Origin of the sequence: Clostridium sp. BJN0001, assembly GCF_022869825.1 — a bacterium.
GTDB lineage: Bacteria > Bacillota > Clostridia > Clostridiales > Clostridiaceae > Clostridium.
Genome location: NZ_CP094971.1, coordinates 453,169 through 469,014, shown reverse-complemented (window position 1 = coordinate 469,014; position 15,846 = coordinate 453,169). Strand labels below are relative to the sequence as shown.

Annotated in this window: 13 protein-coding genes; 4 read left to right on the top strand and 9 right to left on the bottom strand. The window is 29.2% G+C overall.

What is annotated here, in order from left to right; genetic code table 11:
* Positions 1-120 precede the first annotated feature (120 nt).
* The 4 genes from MTX53_RS02235 to MTX53_RS02220 form a co-directional block, all read right to left on the bottom strand.
* Positions 121-1,581, bottom strand: coding sequence for an oligosaccharide flippase family protein (locus tag MTX53_RS02235; RefSeq protein ID WP_244834581.1), 1,461 nt, complete (start codon positions 1,579-1,581; stop codon positions 121-123).
* Positions 1,582-1,938: 357 nt separating this feature from the next.
* Positions 1,939-2,856, bottom strand: a complete 918-nt coding sequence (locus MTX53_RS02230; protein WP_348521807.1) for a carbohydrate ABC transporter permease — start codon at positions 2,854-2,856, stop codon at positions 1,939-1,941.
* A gap of 13 nt (positions 2,857-2,869) precedes the next feature.
* The gene (locus MTX53_RS02225) at positions 2,870-3,772 is read right to left on the bottom strand and encodes a sugar ABC transporter permease (RefSeq protein ID WP_244834577.1); all 903 of its coding nucleotides are present in this window, start codon (positions 3,770-3,772) and stop codon (positions 2,870-2,872) included.
* Positions 3,773-3,863: 91 nt separating this feature from the next.
* Positions 3,864-4,658, bottom strand: a complete 795-nt coding sequence (locus MTX53_RS02220; RefSeq protein WP_244834575.1) for a Cof-type HAD-IIB family hydrolase — start codon at positions 4,656-4,658, stop codon at positions 3,864-3,866.
* Between the two features lie 161 nt (positions 4,659-4,819).
* Between MTX53_RS02220 and MTX53_RS02215 the strand changes: the two genes are divergently transcribed.
* The 3 genes from MTX53_RS02215 to MTX53_RS02205 all read left to right on the top strand — a co-directional run bounded on the left by MTX53_RS02215 (position 4,820) and on the right by MTX53_RS02205 (position 8,913).
* Positions 4,820-6,046 (top strand): IS3 family transposase, encoded by a 1,227-nt coding sequence (locus MTX53_RS02215; RefSeq protein ID WP_244834573.1) that lies wholly within the window; start codon positions 4,820-4,822, stop codon positions 6,044-6,046.
* A gap of 268 nt (positions 6,047-6,314) precedes the next feature.
* Entirely contained in the window at positions 6,315-7,628 is a 1,314-nt protein-coding gene (locus MTX53_RS02210) for an IS4 family transposase (protein WP_244834499.1), read from the top strand.
* A gap of 385 nt (positions 7,629-8,013) precedes the next feature.
* A complete protein-coding gene (locus MTX53_RS02205; protein WP_244834571.1) occupies positions 8,014-8,913 on the top strand; it encodes a DMT family transporter in 900 nt (299 codons plus the stop codon).
* A 256-nt stretch (positions 8,914-9,169) separates the two neighbouring features.
* Here MTX53_RS02205 and MTX53_RS02200 read toward each other — a convergent pair whose 3' ends face one another.
* Complete coding sequence (locus tag MTX53_RS02200; protein WP_244834570.1) at positions 9,170-10,489, bottom strand: ABC transporter substrate-binding protein; 1,320 nt, start codon at positions 10,487-10,489, stop codon at positions 9,170-9,172.
* Positions 10,490-10,873: 384 nt separating this feature from the next.
* On the opposite strand from MTX53_RS02200, the gene MTX53_RS02195 reads away from it, so the two are divergent.
* Positions 10,874-12,187, top strand: coding sequence for an IS4 family transposase (locus tag MTX53_RS02195; RefSeq protein ID WP_244834499.1), 1,314 nt, complete (start codon positions 10,874-10,876; stop codon positions 12,185-12,187).
* Positions 12,188-12,524: 337 nt separating this feature from the next.
* Here the strand turns inward: MTX53_RS02195 and MTX53_RS02190 are convergent, their stop codons facing one another.
* The 4 genes from MTX53_RS02190 to MTX53_RS02175 all read right to left on the bottom strand — a co-directional run bounded on the left by MTX53_RS02190 (position 12,525) and on the right by MTX53_RS02175 (position 15,603).
* On the bottom strand, positions 12,525-12,821 hold the full coding sequence (locus MTX53_RS02190) for a metalloregulator ArsR/SmtB family transcription factor (RefSeq protein WP_244834568.1): 297 nt from the start codon (positions 12,819-12,821) through the stop codon (positions 12,525-12,527).
* A 23-nt stretch (positions 12,822-12,844) separates the two neighbouring features.
* Positions 12,845-13,072: a thioredoxin family protein gene (locus MTX53_RS02185; protein ID WP_244834567.1), complete on the bottom strand. Its 228-nt coding sequence runs from the start codon at positions 13,070-13,072 to the stop codon at positions 12,845-12,847.
* 30 nt (positions 13,073-13,102) lie between these two features.
* Positions 13,103-14,119, bottom strand: coding sequence for a permease (locus MTX53_RS02180; RefSeq protein WP_244834566.1), 1,017 nt, complete (start codon positions 14,117-14,119; stop codon positions 13,103-13,105).
* A 233-nt stretch (positions 14,120-14,352) separates the two neighbouring features.
* Entirely contained in the window at positions 14,353-15,603 is a 1,251-nt protein-coding gene (locus tag MTX53_RS02175) for a HAMP domain-containing methyl-accepting chemotaxis protein (protein ID WP_244834564.1), read from the bottom strand.
* Positions 15,604-15,846: the final 243 nt, after the last annotated feature.

Genomic DNA, 15,846 nt, shown 5'->3' with positions numbered 1-15,846 from the left:
ATAAAAGCTTTCGCATGAAGCGAAAGCTCAATAAATTCTACGTTTCTGCGATTTTGAGCAGAAACTTCCATAATTATCAATTATACATTAGCACATTATCAATTATTTTTGTCCTTTGGTTTATTTTCCTATCTTTGATTTTATTTTTCTAATTATCACACCTGACAGTTCAATAAAGAGTTCGTCTTTTCTTATTATCAAAATCAAAAGATATAATATAACGCATGATATAACTTGTATAAAGCAAGATATTATCATGTTTTTTATAAGAAACTTAATAGCTAGTGTTATCGGAATAAATGGAATAGAATATATTAAATACTTCATATTTTCAAATGAAAATAACTTTATGTCAAGTTTTATATCGCATAAAACCATTCTGTATTCAAGTATTAAAATTATTACATTAGCTATAAGGGTTGTTACTATAGCTGAAACTGTAGTTAACATTCCTAAATATAAAAGTGCTCCATTTAATATAAGATTTATTACTCCTCCAATAAGTACAAGCACTGTATCTTTTTTCTCTCTTCTGTGAAGATATATTATCTGCTGGGCTATTACACTTTCTATTCCTGTGCATAGCATATGTATTGAAAAAACAGCAAGAACAGGCACTGCTGGAAGAAATTCAGAGCTTGCAAAAATCACCATTGCCTCTTTTGAAAGACAGCATAAACCTATCGAGACTGGGAATAGAAATAAAAAATATATCTTTATAACTTTCTTAAGCAGTTTTAGATATTCACTCTTTGAATCATTTCCTAGGTAATTTGAAAGTCTCGGCATAGTAACTTGAATTACAGTAAGCATAAGCGTACTTATTATAGTTACAATCCTCTGCGCCATATAGTAAAAACCAACTTCTGTAGTACCAACTGGTTTTAACATTATCTTATCAAGCTGTGTATATAAAAGCGCTGTACTTGATAAAATAGCAGCATAAAACATCGGTTTTATATGTTTTAAAAAATGAAGATCTTTAAAGACAAATTTAATTGTCCTCTTTACATAAATAAAACTTATTATGTTATTTATAAAGTTAAAAATAACTAAAACATAAAGATAGAAAAGATAATCATCTGTATTTCTTACAAATAAAAGTATAAGTGCTGAATAAACAATTCTTACAACCATTGTTTTTACAGCGATAAAGTCATAATTTTCAAGTGCCTCATTTACCCACTCTACGTAAAATAAATTAAAGACAATATTAAGTCCCATTACAAGACATGTATAAAACGCTGGATCATTTTTCATTGTGAAAATGGTATATAAAACATAAACCAGTGTAGTTACAATATTAGTAAATGTAGTGAATAAAAATAAACTCGTAAACGTCCTTTGAAGTTTATTCTTATCTTCTCTTACTTTACTTATTTCCCTAAGTCCATAATTGTACACTCCAAAACTCGCAAAAATAAGAAAATACTGTGTTAAAGAATCTCCATACCCTATGAAACCATATAAATTCTTACCTATTGATCTTGATACTAATGGCGTAACCATTATCGGTAAAATTATATTGAAAAGGTTAAGAATTCCTTTAAATGCAGCATTTTTGGTAATTGACTTTTCCATAAATTGTCCTCCAATATTAAGTTAAATATCTCTGTATATTTTACCTTTAGGATAATTGGTTGTCAATTTTAATAATTATCAATTGATAATTATTAATGGATAATTAAGGTAGAAATTCTTTCAAATGAAAAATTGACAATGGACAATTGACAATGAAGGTGGAAATTCCTTCGGAATTTCATTATATGATTTTTTGCGATTCTCGCAAAAAACTAAAGCTTTCGCCTGAACGCGAAAGCTAAATACAAAGTTTCTGCGACTTTGAGCAGAAACATCCACAATTGTCAATTGTCCATTGTCAATTATTTTGTTCTTTGTCCTTTGGTTTGTCCTTTGGTTTGTCCTTTGGTTTTTCATTTATCCTTTAACTCCTGCGTCTCCCATAACGCCTTTCATAAACCACTTCTGGCATATTACAAATAAAATAAGAAGTGGAAGAACTGTTATTGTACTTGCAGCCATTATTTCAGGCCAGTTTATTCCATATGCTCCACCTTCTATAAAAAATTGTCTTAAGCCTGCTGAAATAAGAAATTTTTTTGGACTTTTTAAAATTAATGACGGATACATATAGTCGTTATAGCATGTTACGAAATTTAATAAAATAAGAGTTATAAATGTTGGCTTTGTAAGAGGAAACATTATCTTCCATAATATTTTAAAATGCGAAGCGCCTTCAATTCTTGCTGCTTCAACAAAGCTTTTATCAACTTGTAAAAACGCCTGCCTCATTAAAAATATTCCAAATATATTAATAGAATTACTTATAATAAGACCTGTGAGTGTATCTATTAAATTTAAATCTGCGAGTAAAATATAGCATGGCACATATGTTACTGCAGAAGGAAGCATATATGTTGCCATAATAATTGCAAATAAAACCTTTCTTCCTTTAAATTTCATCTGAGTAAATGCATAAGCTATCATTGCGGCTGTTATAACTTGAATTGTAACATCTATAGCTGCTACAAAAAAACTATTACCTATGTAAACTGCAAAAGACGAATCAGAAAATACCTTTGCAAAATTTGACCATTCAAATGTAGATGGAATAAGCTTTGGTGGAAAAGAAAATATTTCATCTTTAGTCTTTAATGCACTTGATATCATCCATATAAATGGAAAGAAAGTTATAATTCCAATAAAAATAAGTGTAATATGTCTTAAAATCTGCTTTATATAATGTGTCACTTTATTATATTTTAAATTTACTTGCACCTTTACTTCTTCAAAATCATCTTTTCTACTCTCATTAGCTAAAATATCCATATCTATATTCCTCTCTTCTTTAATAATGAACCCATTTTTTAGACGCTATAAACTGAATACCAGAAAGTGCACCTGCAATTAAAAGAATAATAACTGCAATTGCTGTTGCCTTACCTGTATCAAAGTTTTCAAAAGCCGTCTGATAATAAAAATATAATATGGTTCTTGTACTTCCTGAAGGTCCTCCTTGAGTTAAAACCTGAATCTGATCATACGCCTTAAGAGAATCTATCGTTGTAATAATTGTAAGAAAAAAAGTTGTTGGAGATACTAAAGGAAGTGTTATATGAAAAAATTTATGAAATGAATCTGCACCATCTACAGACGCTACTTCATATAAAGATTTAGAGATTTTATTAAGAGCAGTAAGATAAAATATCATTGCCCAGCCTACACCTTTCCATACGGTAACTATAATTACAGCAAACATCGCAGTTTTAGAGCTTTGAAGCCACTGAGATTTTGGAAGATTTAAAAGATTTAATATGTAATTTGCAAAACCATACTCAGGCTCAAAAATCCAGCTCCATACTATAGAAACTGCAACTGTAGGTGTAATCCACGGAGAAAAAATGATAGCTTTATAAATAGATAAGCCAGCTATCTTCTTTTTCAATAAAACTGCAAGGGCAAGTCCACCTGCAACTGTAGGAATTAAAGTTCCAAAAGTAAACACAAGCGTATTTTTTAAAGATTCAAAAAACATAGAATCATGAAAAAGACTAATATAATTCGAAAAACCTATAAAATCAAAATCCGATGTCATATAATCCCAATCTGTAAAACTAATAAATACAGCCTTACACATAGGATATATCCAAAAAACAAATAAAGGAATTAAAGTGGGCATAACAAAAAGAAGAACCGCAAGCTTTTTCTTTATCTGAATTTTTGAAAATATATTTTGATTCTTATATAACATAAAAAACACCATCCTATTAAACTTCTAATCTTTTAAGTTCATTTTATGAACAAAATTAGAATAGCATGGTTTATTGTTCATTACAATATGTTCAAATTAAGCTATAATGTTCAAGTGCATTATAAATTCCATTTTCTTCAATATCATCTGTTACATATGAGCATATGTCAAATAGTTTTTTATGGCTATTTCCCATTGCTATGCTGTGCTCTGAAAATTCAAGCATTTCAAGATCGTTTGTACTATCACCTAATGAATATGTATTTTCTTTAGGAATATCAAGAAGTTTTATAACATCTCTTATACCAGTTGCTTTTGAAAATCCCTTTGGTACAATCTCATAAAATTTATCATCTCTATGTATAAAATCAAATAAATTTGAAAATTCTTCATAAAGTTTCTTAAATTGTTCTTCTTTCTCATACCAAACAACAAACTTATCAAAATTTATATTGCTATCGTCCCATAATGAACCTTTATAAAATCCAGCTCTTCTATGTTCTTTAAGAATTCTTTTTACCTCGCTTGATTTTATATTTTCTTCTCTATCGTAGTAAATATCATTTCTGCCTTCAAGTATTCCATCTATTTTAAGTTCTTTAAGCTCTGAAGCTACCTTCTTTGAAAGATTATTTCCTAAGCCCTTATAAAAAAGAACCTTTCCTTCATATTCTATATATGTTCCACATCCACATATATACCCATCAAAGTCAAGCTTTCTAAGTTCATCATCTATCTCACTTACAGGTCTTCCTGTATTAATAAATATAAGATTTCCCTTTTCTTTTGCCATCTTTAAAGCTTTCTTTGCACTATCACATACTGTATGCGTTTTTTCGCTTACAAGCGTTCCATCAATATCAAAAAAAATTATGTTTTTATTCATAAGCACCTGCTCCTTTTAAATATTATTCATGATTATTATAACACAAAAATAATTGAGAATTGATAATGGATAATTTAAGTCTTATAGCCCCCCTAATTAGATTGGACAATATTAATTAAAATAATTAATATATAAATATGATAATTAGGAGGTCTTTTTATATGGAGAAAATTAAATTTAGAAGAACATTTACAGAGAAAGAAAGAGTTAAATTTGTTACTGAAGTTTTAGAGTCTGGAAGCAATATACTTATTGCTAAAAAATATGATATTAATGCTGTACAATTAAGCTATTGGGTAAATAATTACCGTAGATATAGGCAAACACTAGAACCAAAAGAACCAAAAGATACAAAATTGATACCTAATTATAAGCGTGAATACAAAAAAGCTCAGGAAAAAATTGAGGAGCAAAAACTAAAAATAGCTATTCTTGAAGATCTTCTAAAAAAAAAACAAATAACACTAGAATATAAAATTTTAAGTGCCCACAAATGGATTAAACTTGGATATAAAGTAACAATAGTACTTAAAATATTACGGATTTCTAGATCCACATATTATTCAAAACAGAAATATATTGTTAAAAGAAGCTACGCTAACGTAGGTAGAAAGGTCCCTGGATACAGTTTAACATTCGATAATATCAAAATATCTGATATAACTATTCAAAAGTATATAACAGAAATTAGAAGTAAGAAAACATCGCGAAAATATGGATATAAAAAAGTTACCGGTGAGTTAAGATTTAGAAAGAAGTACAATTTAAAAATTAATAAGAAGAAAGTTAGAAGACTAATGAAAAATTTAAATTTATTAGGAAACTACTATAAAAGACAGAAAAGAAGAATGTCACGTACCTGCGAAAGCAGAAAAGTTACAGCTTCTAATCAATTATGGCAAATGGATATCAAATATGCATTTATTGCTGGTAATAAGAAAACAGCCTATATAACTTCAATAATCGATGTTTTTGATAGAGAAATAGTGGCATATTCAATTGACTTATCTGCTACAGGTTCTGTTGCTAAAAAAGTTATGTTAGAAGCTCTATATAACAGAGGCTTAAACTATGCTAAAGATAAAACAGTAGTACTTCGTACCGATAACGGTAGTCAATTTATTAGTGGAGTTTTTGAGAAAGGATGCCTTGATGAAGGTGTTCTTCATGAAAGAATTCCAGTACACAGTCCAAATTATAATGCATTCATAGAATCATATCATAGATATCTTCAAGATGAATGCCTTACCGGAATGATATATTGGAATTTAGATCACATAAAAAATGATGTAGGTGATTTTGTTTATAGATATAATCATGAGAGAATACATTCATCTATTGGATATATTCCTCCTCATGATTACTATCTAATGAAATTAGCAGCATAATTACAGAATATTAAGAATTAACGAGTATTAACTTAATATTGTCCATTTAACGGGGAGCCCTCCGAAGTGGAAATCCAAGACAATTGACAATGGACAATTTAGGTGGAAATTCCTCAATGTCATTAAGTTAAGAAAAAAGTATATAAATTAACATTAAAACGAGATATTTATTATAATATCCCGTTTTTTTTACAAAAACTATTGACAAAGTAATAGAAAAATGCGGCGCAGCCCCTTAAATACCAGTATTTTTAAGGGGGAATATAAAATGAACAATTTTTCTAATAAAATGAAATCAGAATTGCTTTCGACAATAAAACAAATGGAGGAAAACAAAAAGTGTTTTGTAAAAAATTCATCAAAAGATTTTATCCGTAATCGAAAATTAAGTTTTTTTAATGTTTTAAAATTATTACTTTGCCTTGAGGGAAAAAATTCATTCATAACTATGGCTGAATATTTTAATTATAGTGAAAAAATGCCTTCGCAATCGGCTTTAATTCAACAAAGGAAGAAGTTAAATGAAATAGCAATGCCCTATTTATTTCATAAATTCACTTCATCTTATAATGCTTTAAAAAATATAAAAGGCTATAGATTGCTTGCCGTTGATGGAAGCAAACTAAACATACACCACAATCCTAACGATAAAGATACTCATGTAAAAACAGTCCCTGGATATAAAGGGCATAATAAGTTACACATTAATTGTATGTATGATTTATGTAATAAAATTTTTGTGGATACTTGTATTCAAGCGGTAAGAAAATGTAATGAATCTCGGGCATTAATAGATATGGTCAAGAGATTTGACAGCAATGAAAAAGCAATTATAATTGCCGACCGTGGATACGAATCTTATAACGTATTTGCAAATATTCAGGAGAAGGGTTTTAAATATTTAATTAGAGTAAAAGACATAACTAGTACTGGCATTAGCAGTACATTTAAATTCCCAGAAGCAGATGAATTTGATGCAACAAAAAGAGTAAACATAACAAAAAGAATGGGTAGAATTCCATTAGATAAGCGACATGAATATAAAAAGCTATGTAAAGTAAATCCCTTTGATTTCATCAAAGAAGGATCGTATGAAACCTACTCAATGGATATACGCTTTGTTAGATTTAAAATTTCAGATAGTAGTTACGAGACAATTGTAACTAATTTAGATGAAAGAGAGTTTGACTCAACAGAAATAAAAGAATTATACCAATTAAGATGGAAAATAGAAAATTCATTTAGAGAGTTAAAGTACTTGACCGGTCTTAACTCTCTAAACTCAAAAAAAGTGGAGCTCATAACCCAAGAAATCTATGCAAAACTCACGATGTATAACTTTTATTCAATTATCTCTACTAATGTTAAAATAAAAGATAAAAATAGAAAATATTCATATACAATCAATTTTTCAAAAGCAATAACTGTCTGTAAGAAATTTTTTAAATGTCCTGCTAATGAGAGACCACCTAACGTTGAAATACTAATCCAACGTTATATTTCACCCGTTAGGAATGGCAGAAAATATCCTCGTAATATAACTACTAAATCCTGGGTGAATTTTATGTATAGAATATCATAAAATATATCAAAAGTAAATTTTTTTTTGACGGCAATAATTCCGTCTTTTTTGCGTGCAGAAAAATAAGACTAGCACAATCAAAAATAGCATTAAAAATCATAAAATATAATTTTCAATGCTATTTTTATTTATGAGAATACTAACTTAATGACATTGGGAAATTCCTACGGAATTTCATTATATGTTTTTTGCGTTTTTATGCAAAAAATAAAGCTTTCGCATGAAGGGAAAGCTCAATATATTTTAGTTTCTGCGTTTTAGCAGAAACAACCATCTTTGTCATTTGTCCTTTTTCCTTTGTCCTTTAGTTTGTCATTTAGTATGTTCTTTTTGAAAATTGTATGCTAAAATATTTTAAACAATAAGTAAAAATGGGGGAAAACAAATGAATAATAAAAATGCGAATGGGCACTTAATAGCTCTGCTTACAATACTACTTTGGGGAACAACTTTTATATCAACAAAAATTTTATTGGTAAGCTTTCAGCCGGTAGAAATTTTATTTTTTCGCTTTGTTATAGGCTTAGTTGCTTTACTAATAATTTACCCACACAGTATGAAATATACTACTTTGAGGCAGGAGATGACCTTTATAGCAGCAGGTTTTTGTGGAATTTGCCTATACTATCTTTTTGAGAACATCGCTTTAACATATACAATGGCTTCAAATATAGCTGTAATAGTATCAGTAGCACCGTTTTTTACAGCAATTTTAAGTCGTCTGTTTTTAAAAGAAGAGGGAAAATTAAGTGCAAACTTCTTTGTTGGATTTGTTCTTGCACTTTTAGGAATTTTCCTTATTAGTTTTAACGGATCAAATCTTAAATTAAATCCTATAGGAGATATTTTAGCCCTACTAGCTGCATTAGTTTGGGCATGTTATTCTATACTAATAAAAAAGATAAGTGCTTATGGTTACAATACTATTCTTACTACAAGAAGGATATTCTTCTATGGCATTCTCTTTATTATACCTGCATTATTTCTATTTGATTTCCGTTTTGAACTTACTCGTTTCACAAATCCTGTGTATTTATTTAATATTATATTCTTAGGACTTGGAGCGTCTGCCATATGTTTTGTATCTTGGAATTTTGCAGTTAAAATTTTAGGAGTTGTAAAAACAAGTGTTTATATTTACATTGTTCCAGTCATTACCGTTATAGCTTCAATACTTATTTTACATGAAAAAATCACAGTATTATCATTTATCGGAACAAGTCTAGCACTAACAGGACTATTTCTATCACAAAACGGTACAAAGAACGTACTACGTACTAAATGACAAATTGTTAAAGGACAAAGGACAGTGCAAAGGACAAATGTGGTGGAAATTCCTACGGAATTTCATTATATGTTTTTTGCGTTTTCACGCAAAAAATAAAGCTTCCGCTTGAAGCGAAAGCTAAATAAATTCTACGTTTCTGCGATTTTGAGCAGAAACTTCAATAATTATCAATTATACATTAGCACATTATCAATTCTATCAAATTCCAAGTTTCTGCGCCTAAGTAGAAACCTCCACAATTGTGCTTTGTCAATTATTTCAATTTATCAAGTTCTTCCTGTGCTATCTTTTGTGCTTCATCTAAAGCTTCTTTTGCATCAATATTTTCAATTTCAACTTTGTCTGCTGCAACTTTAAGAGCATCTAATATCTTTCCATTAGTTGGATCTATAAACATTTCACTTGCGTGCATTGCTTGTTTTAATGGTACTGCTGCTTGTGGATTTTTAGATATAAACTCTTTAAAGTTTTCATCATCTTGAGTATTTTTATTTACTGAAATGTATCCTGATGCAATTGACCACTCAGCGCTTATATCAGGTCTTGTAAAGAATTTTATAAATTCATATGCGCCCTCTTTTTCTTCATCTGAAACATTTTCTGGAACAGATAAAAGTCTTCCTTCTGCAACTGGTTTTGCTTCTTTTCCATCTGTAAATGCTGGCTGCTCTAGTGCTGCAAGCTTATCAAAATCAAGATCTCCTTGATCTCCAGATGAACCTATATAGCCTGCTGCTTTATCATTCATAGCATCATCTACAGTAGCATACCAGTACTCCCATCCGCTTCCACCTGAATGAATTCTCATTGTTTTATCTTCAAAAATAGCTTTTCTGAAATAATTCCAAGACTGAACCCATTCATCTGAATTAATTAATACCTGTTTTCCATCATCACTTAAAATTTTTCCACCATTACTTAATGCTGCATCTATTAAATTATCCTCTCCCCACATAGGTTCCCAGCCATAAAATGATACCTCATCACCATCTTTTTTAGTAAGCTTTTTTAAAGCCTGTGTAAATCCTGTCCATGTTTTTAAAGAATCTTCTGAAACCCCTGCATCTTTAAAGGCTTGTTTATTATAATATAGAACCTGTGTTGTTCCATATATAGGAAAGCCGTATGTTCCTCCATCTTTATTTTTACCTAAAGAGATAAATGATTCAAGATAATCAGATTCTTTATAGTCTGAATCATTTTCTAAATATTTATTTAAATCTGTAAGAGTTTTCTTATCTGAAAGAGCCTTAACTTTATCAGCTTCAAGAAGAGCTAAAGCTGGAGTTTTTTTAGCAGAAATTGCTGCCTGAAGATTTTTAAATGTAGTCTTATAATCTTCCTGTGCTACCCCTTTTACTTCATATTTATCCTGAGAAGCATTAAACTCATCTATTATCTTCTCCATATTGTCTCCAAGTTTTCCTCCAAGACCATACCAATATTCAATTACTACTTTTCCATCATCTGTCTTCTTTGCATTTTTAGAAGAATCTGCACCACATCCTACAAATGTTGCCATCATTGAGCCCATAACAACCGCTGCACACATTCTCTTTATAAACTTATTCATTAAACTAATCCCCCTTGTATTTTAGTTAATTATCATCTTTTAAAGTTCATTTTTTGAACAATTATGATGATATCATTGTTCATAGTTCAATTCAACAAGTTCATGTAAAACAAATGAGAAAGGAGGTAGAAATCCTGTGCAATTGAGAATTAATAATGGATAATGGATAATTTAGGTGGAAATCCAATCTAATTGACAATGGACAATGGACAATTTAGGTGGAAATTCCTCAATGTCATTAAGTTAAGAAAAAAGTATATAAATTAACATTAAAACGAGATATTTATTATAATATCCCGTTTTTTTTACAAAAACTATTGACAAAGTAATAGAAAAATGCGGCGCAGCCCCTTAAATACCAGTATTTTTAAGGGGGAATATAAAATGAACAATTTTTCTAATAAAATGAAATCAGAATTGCTTTCGACAATAAAACAAATGGAGGAAAACAAAAAGTGTTTTGTAAAAAATTCATCAAAAGATTTTATCCGTAATCGAAAATTAAGTTTTTTTAATGTTTTAAAATTATTACTTTGCCTTGAGGGAAAAAATTCATTCATAACTATGGCTGAATATTTTAATTATAGTGAAAAAATGCCTTCGCAATCGGCTTTAATTCAACAAAGGAAGAAGTTAAATGAAATAGCAATGCCCTATTTATTTCATAAATTCACTTCATCTTATAATGCTTTAAAAAATATAAAAGGCTATAGATTGCTTGCCGTTGATGGAAGCAAACTAAACATACACCACAATCCTAACGATAAAGATACTCATGTAAAAACAGTCCCTGGATATAAAGGGCATAATAAGTTACACATTAATTGTATGTATGATTTATGTAATAAAATTTTTGTGGATACTTGTATTCAAGCGGTAAGAAAATGTAATGAATCTCGGGCATTAATAGATATGGTCAAGAGATTTGACAGCAATGAAAAAGCAATTATAATTGCCGACCGTGGATACGAATCTTATAACGTATTTGCAAATATTCAGGAGAAGGGTTTTAAATATTTAATTAGAGTAAAAGACATAACTAGTACTGGCATTAGCAGTACATTTAAATTCCCAGAAGCAGATGAATTTGATGCAACAAAAAGAGTAAACATAACAAAAAGAATGGGTAGAATTCCATTAGATAAGCGACATGAATATAAAAAGCTATGTAAAGTAAATCCCTTTGATTTCATCAAAGAAGGATCGTATGAAACCTACTCAATGGATATACGCTTTGTTAGATTTAAAATTTCAGATAGTAGTTACGAGACAATTGTAACTAATTTAGATGAAAGAGAGTTTGACTCAACAGAAATAAAAGAATTATACCAATTAAGATGGAAAATAGAAAATTCATTTAGAGAGTTAAAGTACTTGACCGGTCTTAACTCTCTAAACTCAAAAAAAGTGGAGCTCATAACCCAAGAAATCTATGCAAAACTCACGATGTATAACTTTTATTCAATTATCTCTACTAATGTTAAAATAAAAGATAAAAATAGAAAATATTCATATACAATCAATTTTTCAAAAGCAATAACTGTCTGTAAGAAATTTTTTAAATGTCCTGCTAATGAGAGACCACCTAACGTTGAAATACTAATCCAACGTTATATTTCACCCGTTAGGAATGGCAGAAAATATCCTCGTAATATAACTACTAAATCCTGGGTGAATTTTATGTATAGAATATCATAAAATATATCAAAAGTAAATTTTTTTTTGACGGCAATAATTCCGTCTTTTTTGCGTGCAGAAAAATAAGACTAGCACAATCAAAAATAGCATTAAAAATCATAAAATATAATTTTCAATGCTATTTTTATTTATGAGAATACTAACTTAATGACATTGGGAAATTCCTACGGAATTTCATTATATGTTTTTTGCGATTCTCGCAAAAAATAAAGCTTCCGCTTGAAGCGAAAGCTAAATAAATTCTACGTTTCTGCGATTTTGAGCAGAAACCTCCCCATTTGTCATTTGTCCTTTGTCCTTTGAACTGATATTTGTAAATTATATCCTCTATTTTCATTTATTTCTTATCTATTTTGCAGATAATCTTAACATAATCTTCCACACTTATTATTATACTTTTTATATTATCATCATATAAACTATAATGTGTTTGAAGTCCTACTTTTTCACTCTTTAGTATTCCTGCATCTTTTAAAATTCTTAAATGTTGTGAAAGATTTGCCTGACTAAAATTAAACTCTTCATTAAGTTTGCAAACACACTTTGGCCCTTCATAAAGAAATTTTATAATCTTGTATCTAACAGGATGTGCCATAGCTTTAAGCAAATTTATTGTTAATTCATCAAAGTTCAAATTAATAGCCTCCCTAGTTTTTATTAAAGATACTTCTTTATTTCATCTGCTGATGGTACTCTGCCCATTATCTTTACTTTTCCGTCAACTACTAATGCTGGAGTTTTCATTACTCCAAATGACATTATGTCTTTTATATCTGTAACCTTTTCTATAGTCGCATCAATTCCAAGTGATTCTACTGCCTTTCTTGCATTCTGCTCTAATCTCTTACAATTAGCACATCCACTTCCTAAAATTTTAATTATCATAATATTTTCCTCCTCTAAATTTTATTTTAATTACATAAAAATATATGCATACATATTAAACAAATAACCTATAAGTATTATTCCTATTGCTACTATCGATACAAATACATAGAGTAGCTTTCTCTTTACAACTTTGCTTAGCATAATTAGTGATGGCAGTGATAATGCTGTTACAGCCATCATAAATGATAATACTGTTCCAAGAAGAACTCCTTTTCCTATTAATGCTTCTGCTATTGGAATTGTTCCAAATATATCAGCATACATCGGAATTCCTACTATGCTTGCAAGTATTACCGCAAATTGATTTTTGCTTCCAACTACATTTTCTATAACAGTTTGAGGTATAAAATTATGGATTACTGCTCCTATCCCTACACCTATTAATATATATAACCAAACTCTGCGAATTATATCCTGTACTTGTCCTTTAGAATACGATATTCTTTCTCTTCGTGTTAATTCTATAACCTCTGCATCAACATTTTCTATTTCTTTAACATATCCTTCTATATATTTTTCCATATGAAGCTTATCAATAATTATTCCACCAATTACTGCAAGTACAAGTCCAACAACAACGTATGCTATTGATATTTTTACACCAAAAAACGACATAAGGATTAAAAATGAGCCTATATCAACTAATGGTGAAGATATTAAAAATGAAAATGTTATTCCAAGCGGAAGTCCGGATGAAGTAAAACCTATAAAAATTGGTATGCTTGAGCAGCTGCAAAACGGTGTTATTGTTCCAAGTAGCGCTCCTAATATATTACCTTTTACACCTTTAATATTTCCCAGGATTTTTTTTGTTCTCTCCGGTGGAAAATAGCTTTGTATATATGAAATAATAAAGATTAGAACTGATAATAAAATAAATATCTTTATAGTATCATAAATAAAAAAATGTAGGCTTTGTCCAAACTTTTCTTCAACTGACAGCCCAAAAACATTTTCTATAAATAAGCGTACAAGCTTTGATAGCCATGTCATTTTTAAAAGCTGATCATTAAGAAAAACAAATATTTTTCCTATCCCATTCATAACTTACCTCCTCATATAATGAAATTAAAATTATATTGCATTTACATAACTATATAATTATATCCTTATATAGTTCTTAATGTAATAGTATAATTATTATTTGCATTTGTCAATATATTATTATTCTTTAATTTCATATATGTGAATATAATTTTAGATAAAAAAATAAGATATCACACTAAATTAAAGTGTAATATCATATTTCTTTAAGTTTAAAAATGTAACGTATATTTTTATATGTTAAATTGTTTTATTCCAAGCTTTAATTGTTCAGCCATCTGCTGAAGATCATCTGCACACTGTGAAAGGCTTGTCATTGTTGCAGTTACTTCTTGAGCTGAAGCGTTAACTTCTTCTGAAATAGCTGCTGTATCCTGAGATACTTTTTCAATACTTTCTATCTGTGATCTAACATTATTTTTGCTTGTATTCATATCAGTATTTAAGCCTTTTATCTTAGATATTGCATCTGAAAGTGATGTTATAGAAGTTGTAATATTTACAACTATATCTTTTGTTGATAAAACTGCTTTGTCCTGAGTATTAAGCATTTCTTTATTTTGTTCCATAGTTGCTTGAGTATCTTTTACTTTTTCATTTATATCTTCTACTATACTCTTTATTTGATCTGTAGAATCCTTAGATGCTTCTGCAAGTTTTCTTATTTCTTCTGCTACAACTGCAAAGCCTTTTCCTGCTTCTCCTGCTCTTGCAGCTTCAATACTTGCATTTAATGCTAAAAGATTAGTCTGTTCTGTTATATCGGCAATAGCATCTGACATATAATTTACTTTTCCTATGCTTTCTGCCATCTCTTTTACTACACTCGCTGACTTGTTGAAACTTTCCTTTGTTTCTTCAGTTTTGCTAATTAAAGCAGTAAGTATATTTGTTCCCTTATCACTAAGTTTTTTTGTATCTGTTGATAAATTGTTTATTAAATCTGTTTGTCTGTCAACATCATCAATCTGAGAAGCTAATGTTTCAGCACTCTGATTTGCATCAATTACAGCATGTGATTGATTTGTTGCACCTTCAGAAACTTCTGCAATTGCTTTTGAAACTTCTGATAATGAAGCTGTTGTTTCTTCAGACATACTTGAAATGTTTACCGCAGATTCTGAGAACTTATTTATCATACTATTAATTTCATATATAAGCTGATAAAGTCCATCCATCATAAGATTAAAATCAGATCCTAATTTTTTAAGTTTACCATTTTCAGGCATTCTTTGCTTTAAATCTCCGTCTGATATTTTAATAATGCAGTCAGTCATCCCTTTTAAATCAGTTCCAGTTAACTTAGATATAACCACTACAAATGTTATTGTAACGATAACAGCTAGTACAACTGTAAGTGCAATCTTTATTCCCATTGAAGGAATTAAAGATAAAACGATTTCTACTGCAGCTATTAAAAAAGCAACTATTATGAAGATTGTAATATTCAAACCAGTAAATATATTATTCTTATCTTTTTTCATGTTCCCATCTCCCCTTCGATTATAAAGTCATATACTATTATATTACATCTTTTTGGTGATTTTATCAATAAACAACCATTTATTAATTATATTTCTTTTTATGAAATTTATATTTTATTTTTCCATAATATAATAACAAGAAAAAGACTTTTACAGTAAGTATTTTTACTATAAAAGTCTTTTTTAACCCCATATTTCTCATTTTCTCTTTTAACTCATAACTGAAATTTGTATTTAAATAGC

Coding starts and splice junctions, on each gene's coding strand:
- MTX53_RS02210 (WP_244834499.1), top strand. CDS start 6,315: ATGAACAATTTTTCTAATAAAATGAAATCAGAATTGCTTTCGACAATA.
- MTX53_RS02220 (WP_244834575.1), bottom strand. CDS start 4,658: ATGAATAAAAACATAATTTTTTTTGATATTGATGGAACGCTTGTAAGC.
- MTX53_RS02175 (WP_244834564.1), bottom strand. CDS start 15,603: ATGAAAAAAGATAAGAATAATATATTTACTGGTTTGAATATTACAATC.
- MTX53_RS02225 (WP_244834577.1), bottom strand. CDS start 3,772: ATGTTATATAAGAATCAAAATATATTTTCAAAAATTCAGATAAAGAAA.
- MTX53_RS02180 (WP_244834566.1), bottom strand. CDS start 14,119: ATGAATGGGATAGGAAAAATATTTGTTTTTCTTAATGATCAGCTTTTA.
- MTX53_RS02235 (WP_244834581.1), bottom strand. CDS start 1,581: ATGGAAAAGTCAATTACCAAAAATGCTGCATTTAAAGGAATTCTTAAC.
- MTX53_RS02200 (WP_244834570.1), bottom strand. CDS start 10,489: ATGAATAAGTTTATAAAGAGAATGTGTGCAGCGGTTGTTATGGGCTCA.
- MTX53_RS02185 (WP_244834567.1), bottom strand. CDS start 13,072: ATGATAATTAAAATTTTAGGAAGTGGATGTGCTAATTGTAAGAGATTA.
- MTX53_RS02205 (WP_244834571.1), top strand. CDS start 8,014: ATGAATAATAAAAATGCGAATGGGCACTTAATAGCTCTGCTTACAATA.
- MTX53_RS02215 (WP_244834573.1), top strand. CDS start 4,820: ATGGAGAAAATTAAATTTAGAAGAACATTTACAGAGAAAGAAAGAGTT.
- MTX53_RS02195 (WP_244834499.1), top strand. CDS start 10,874: ATGAACAATTTTTCTAATAAAATGAAATCAGAATTGCTTTCGACAATA.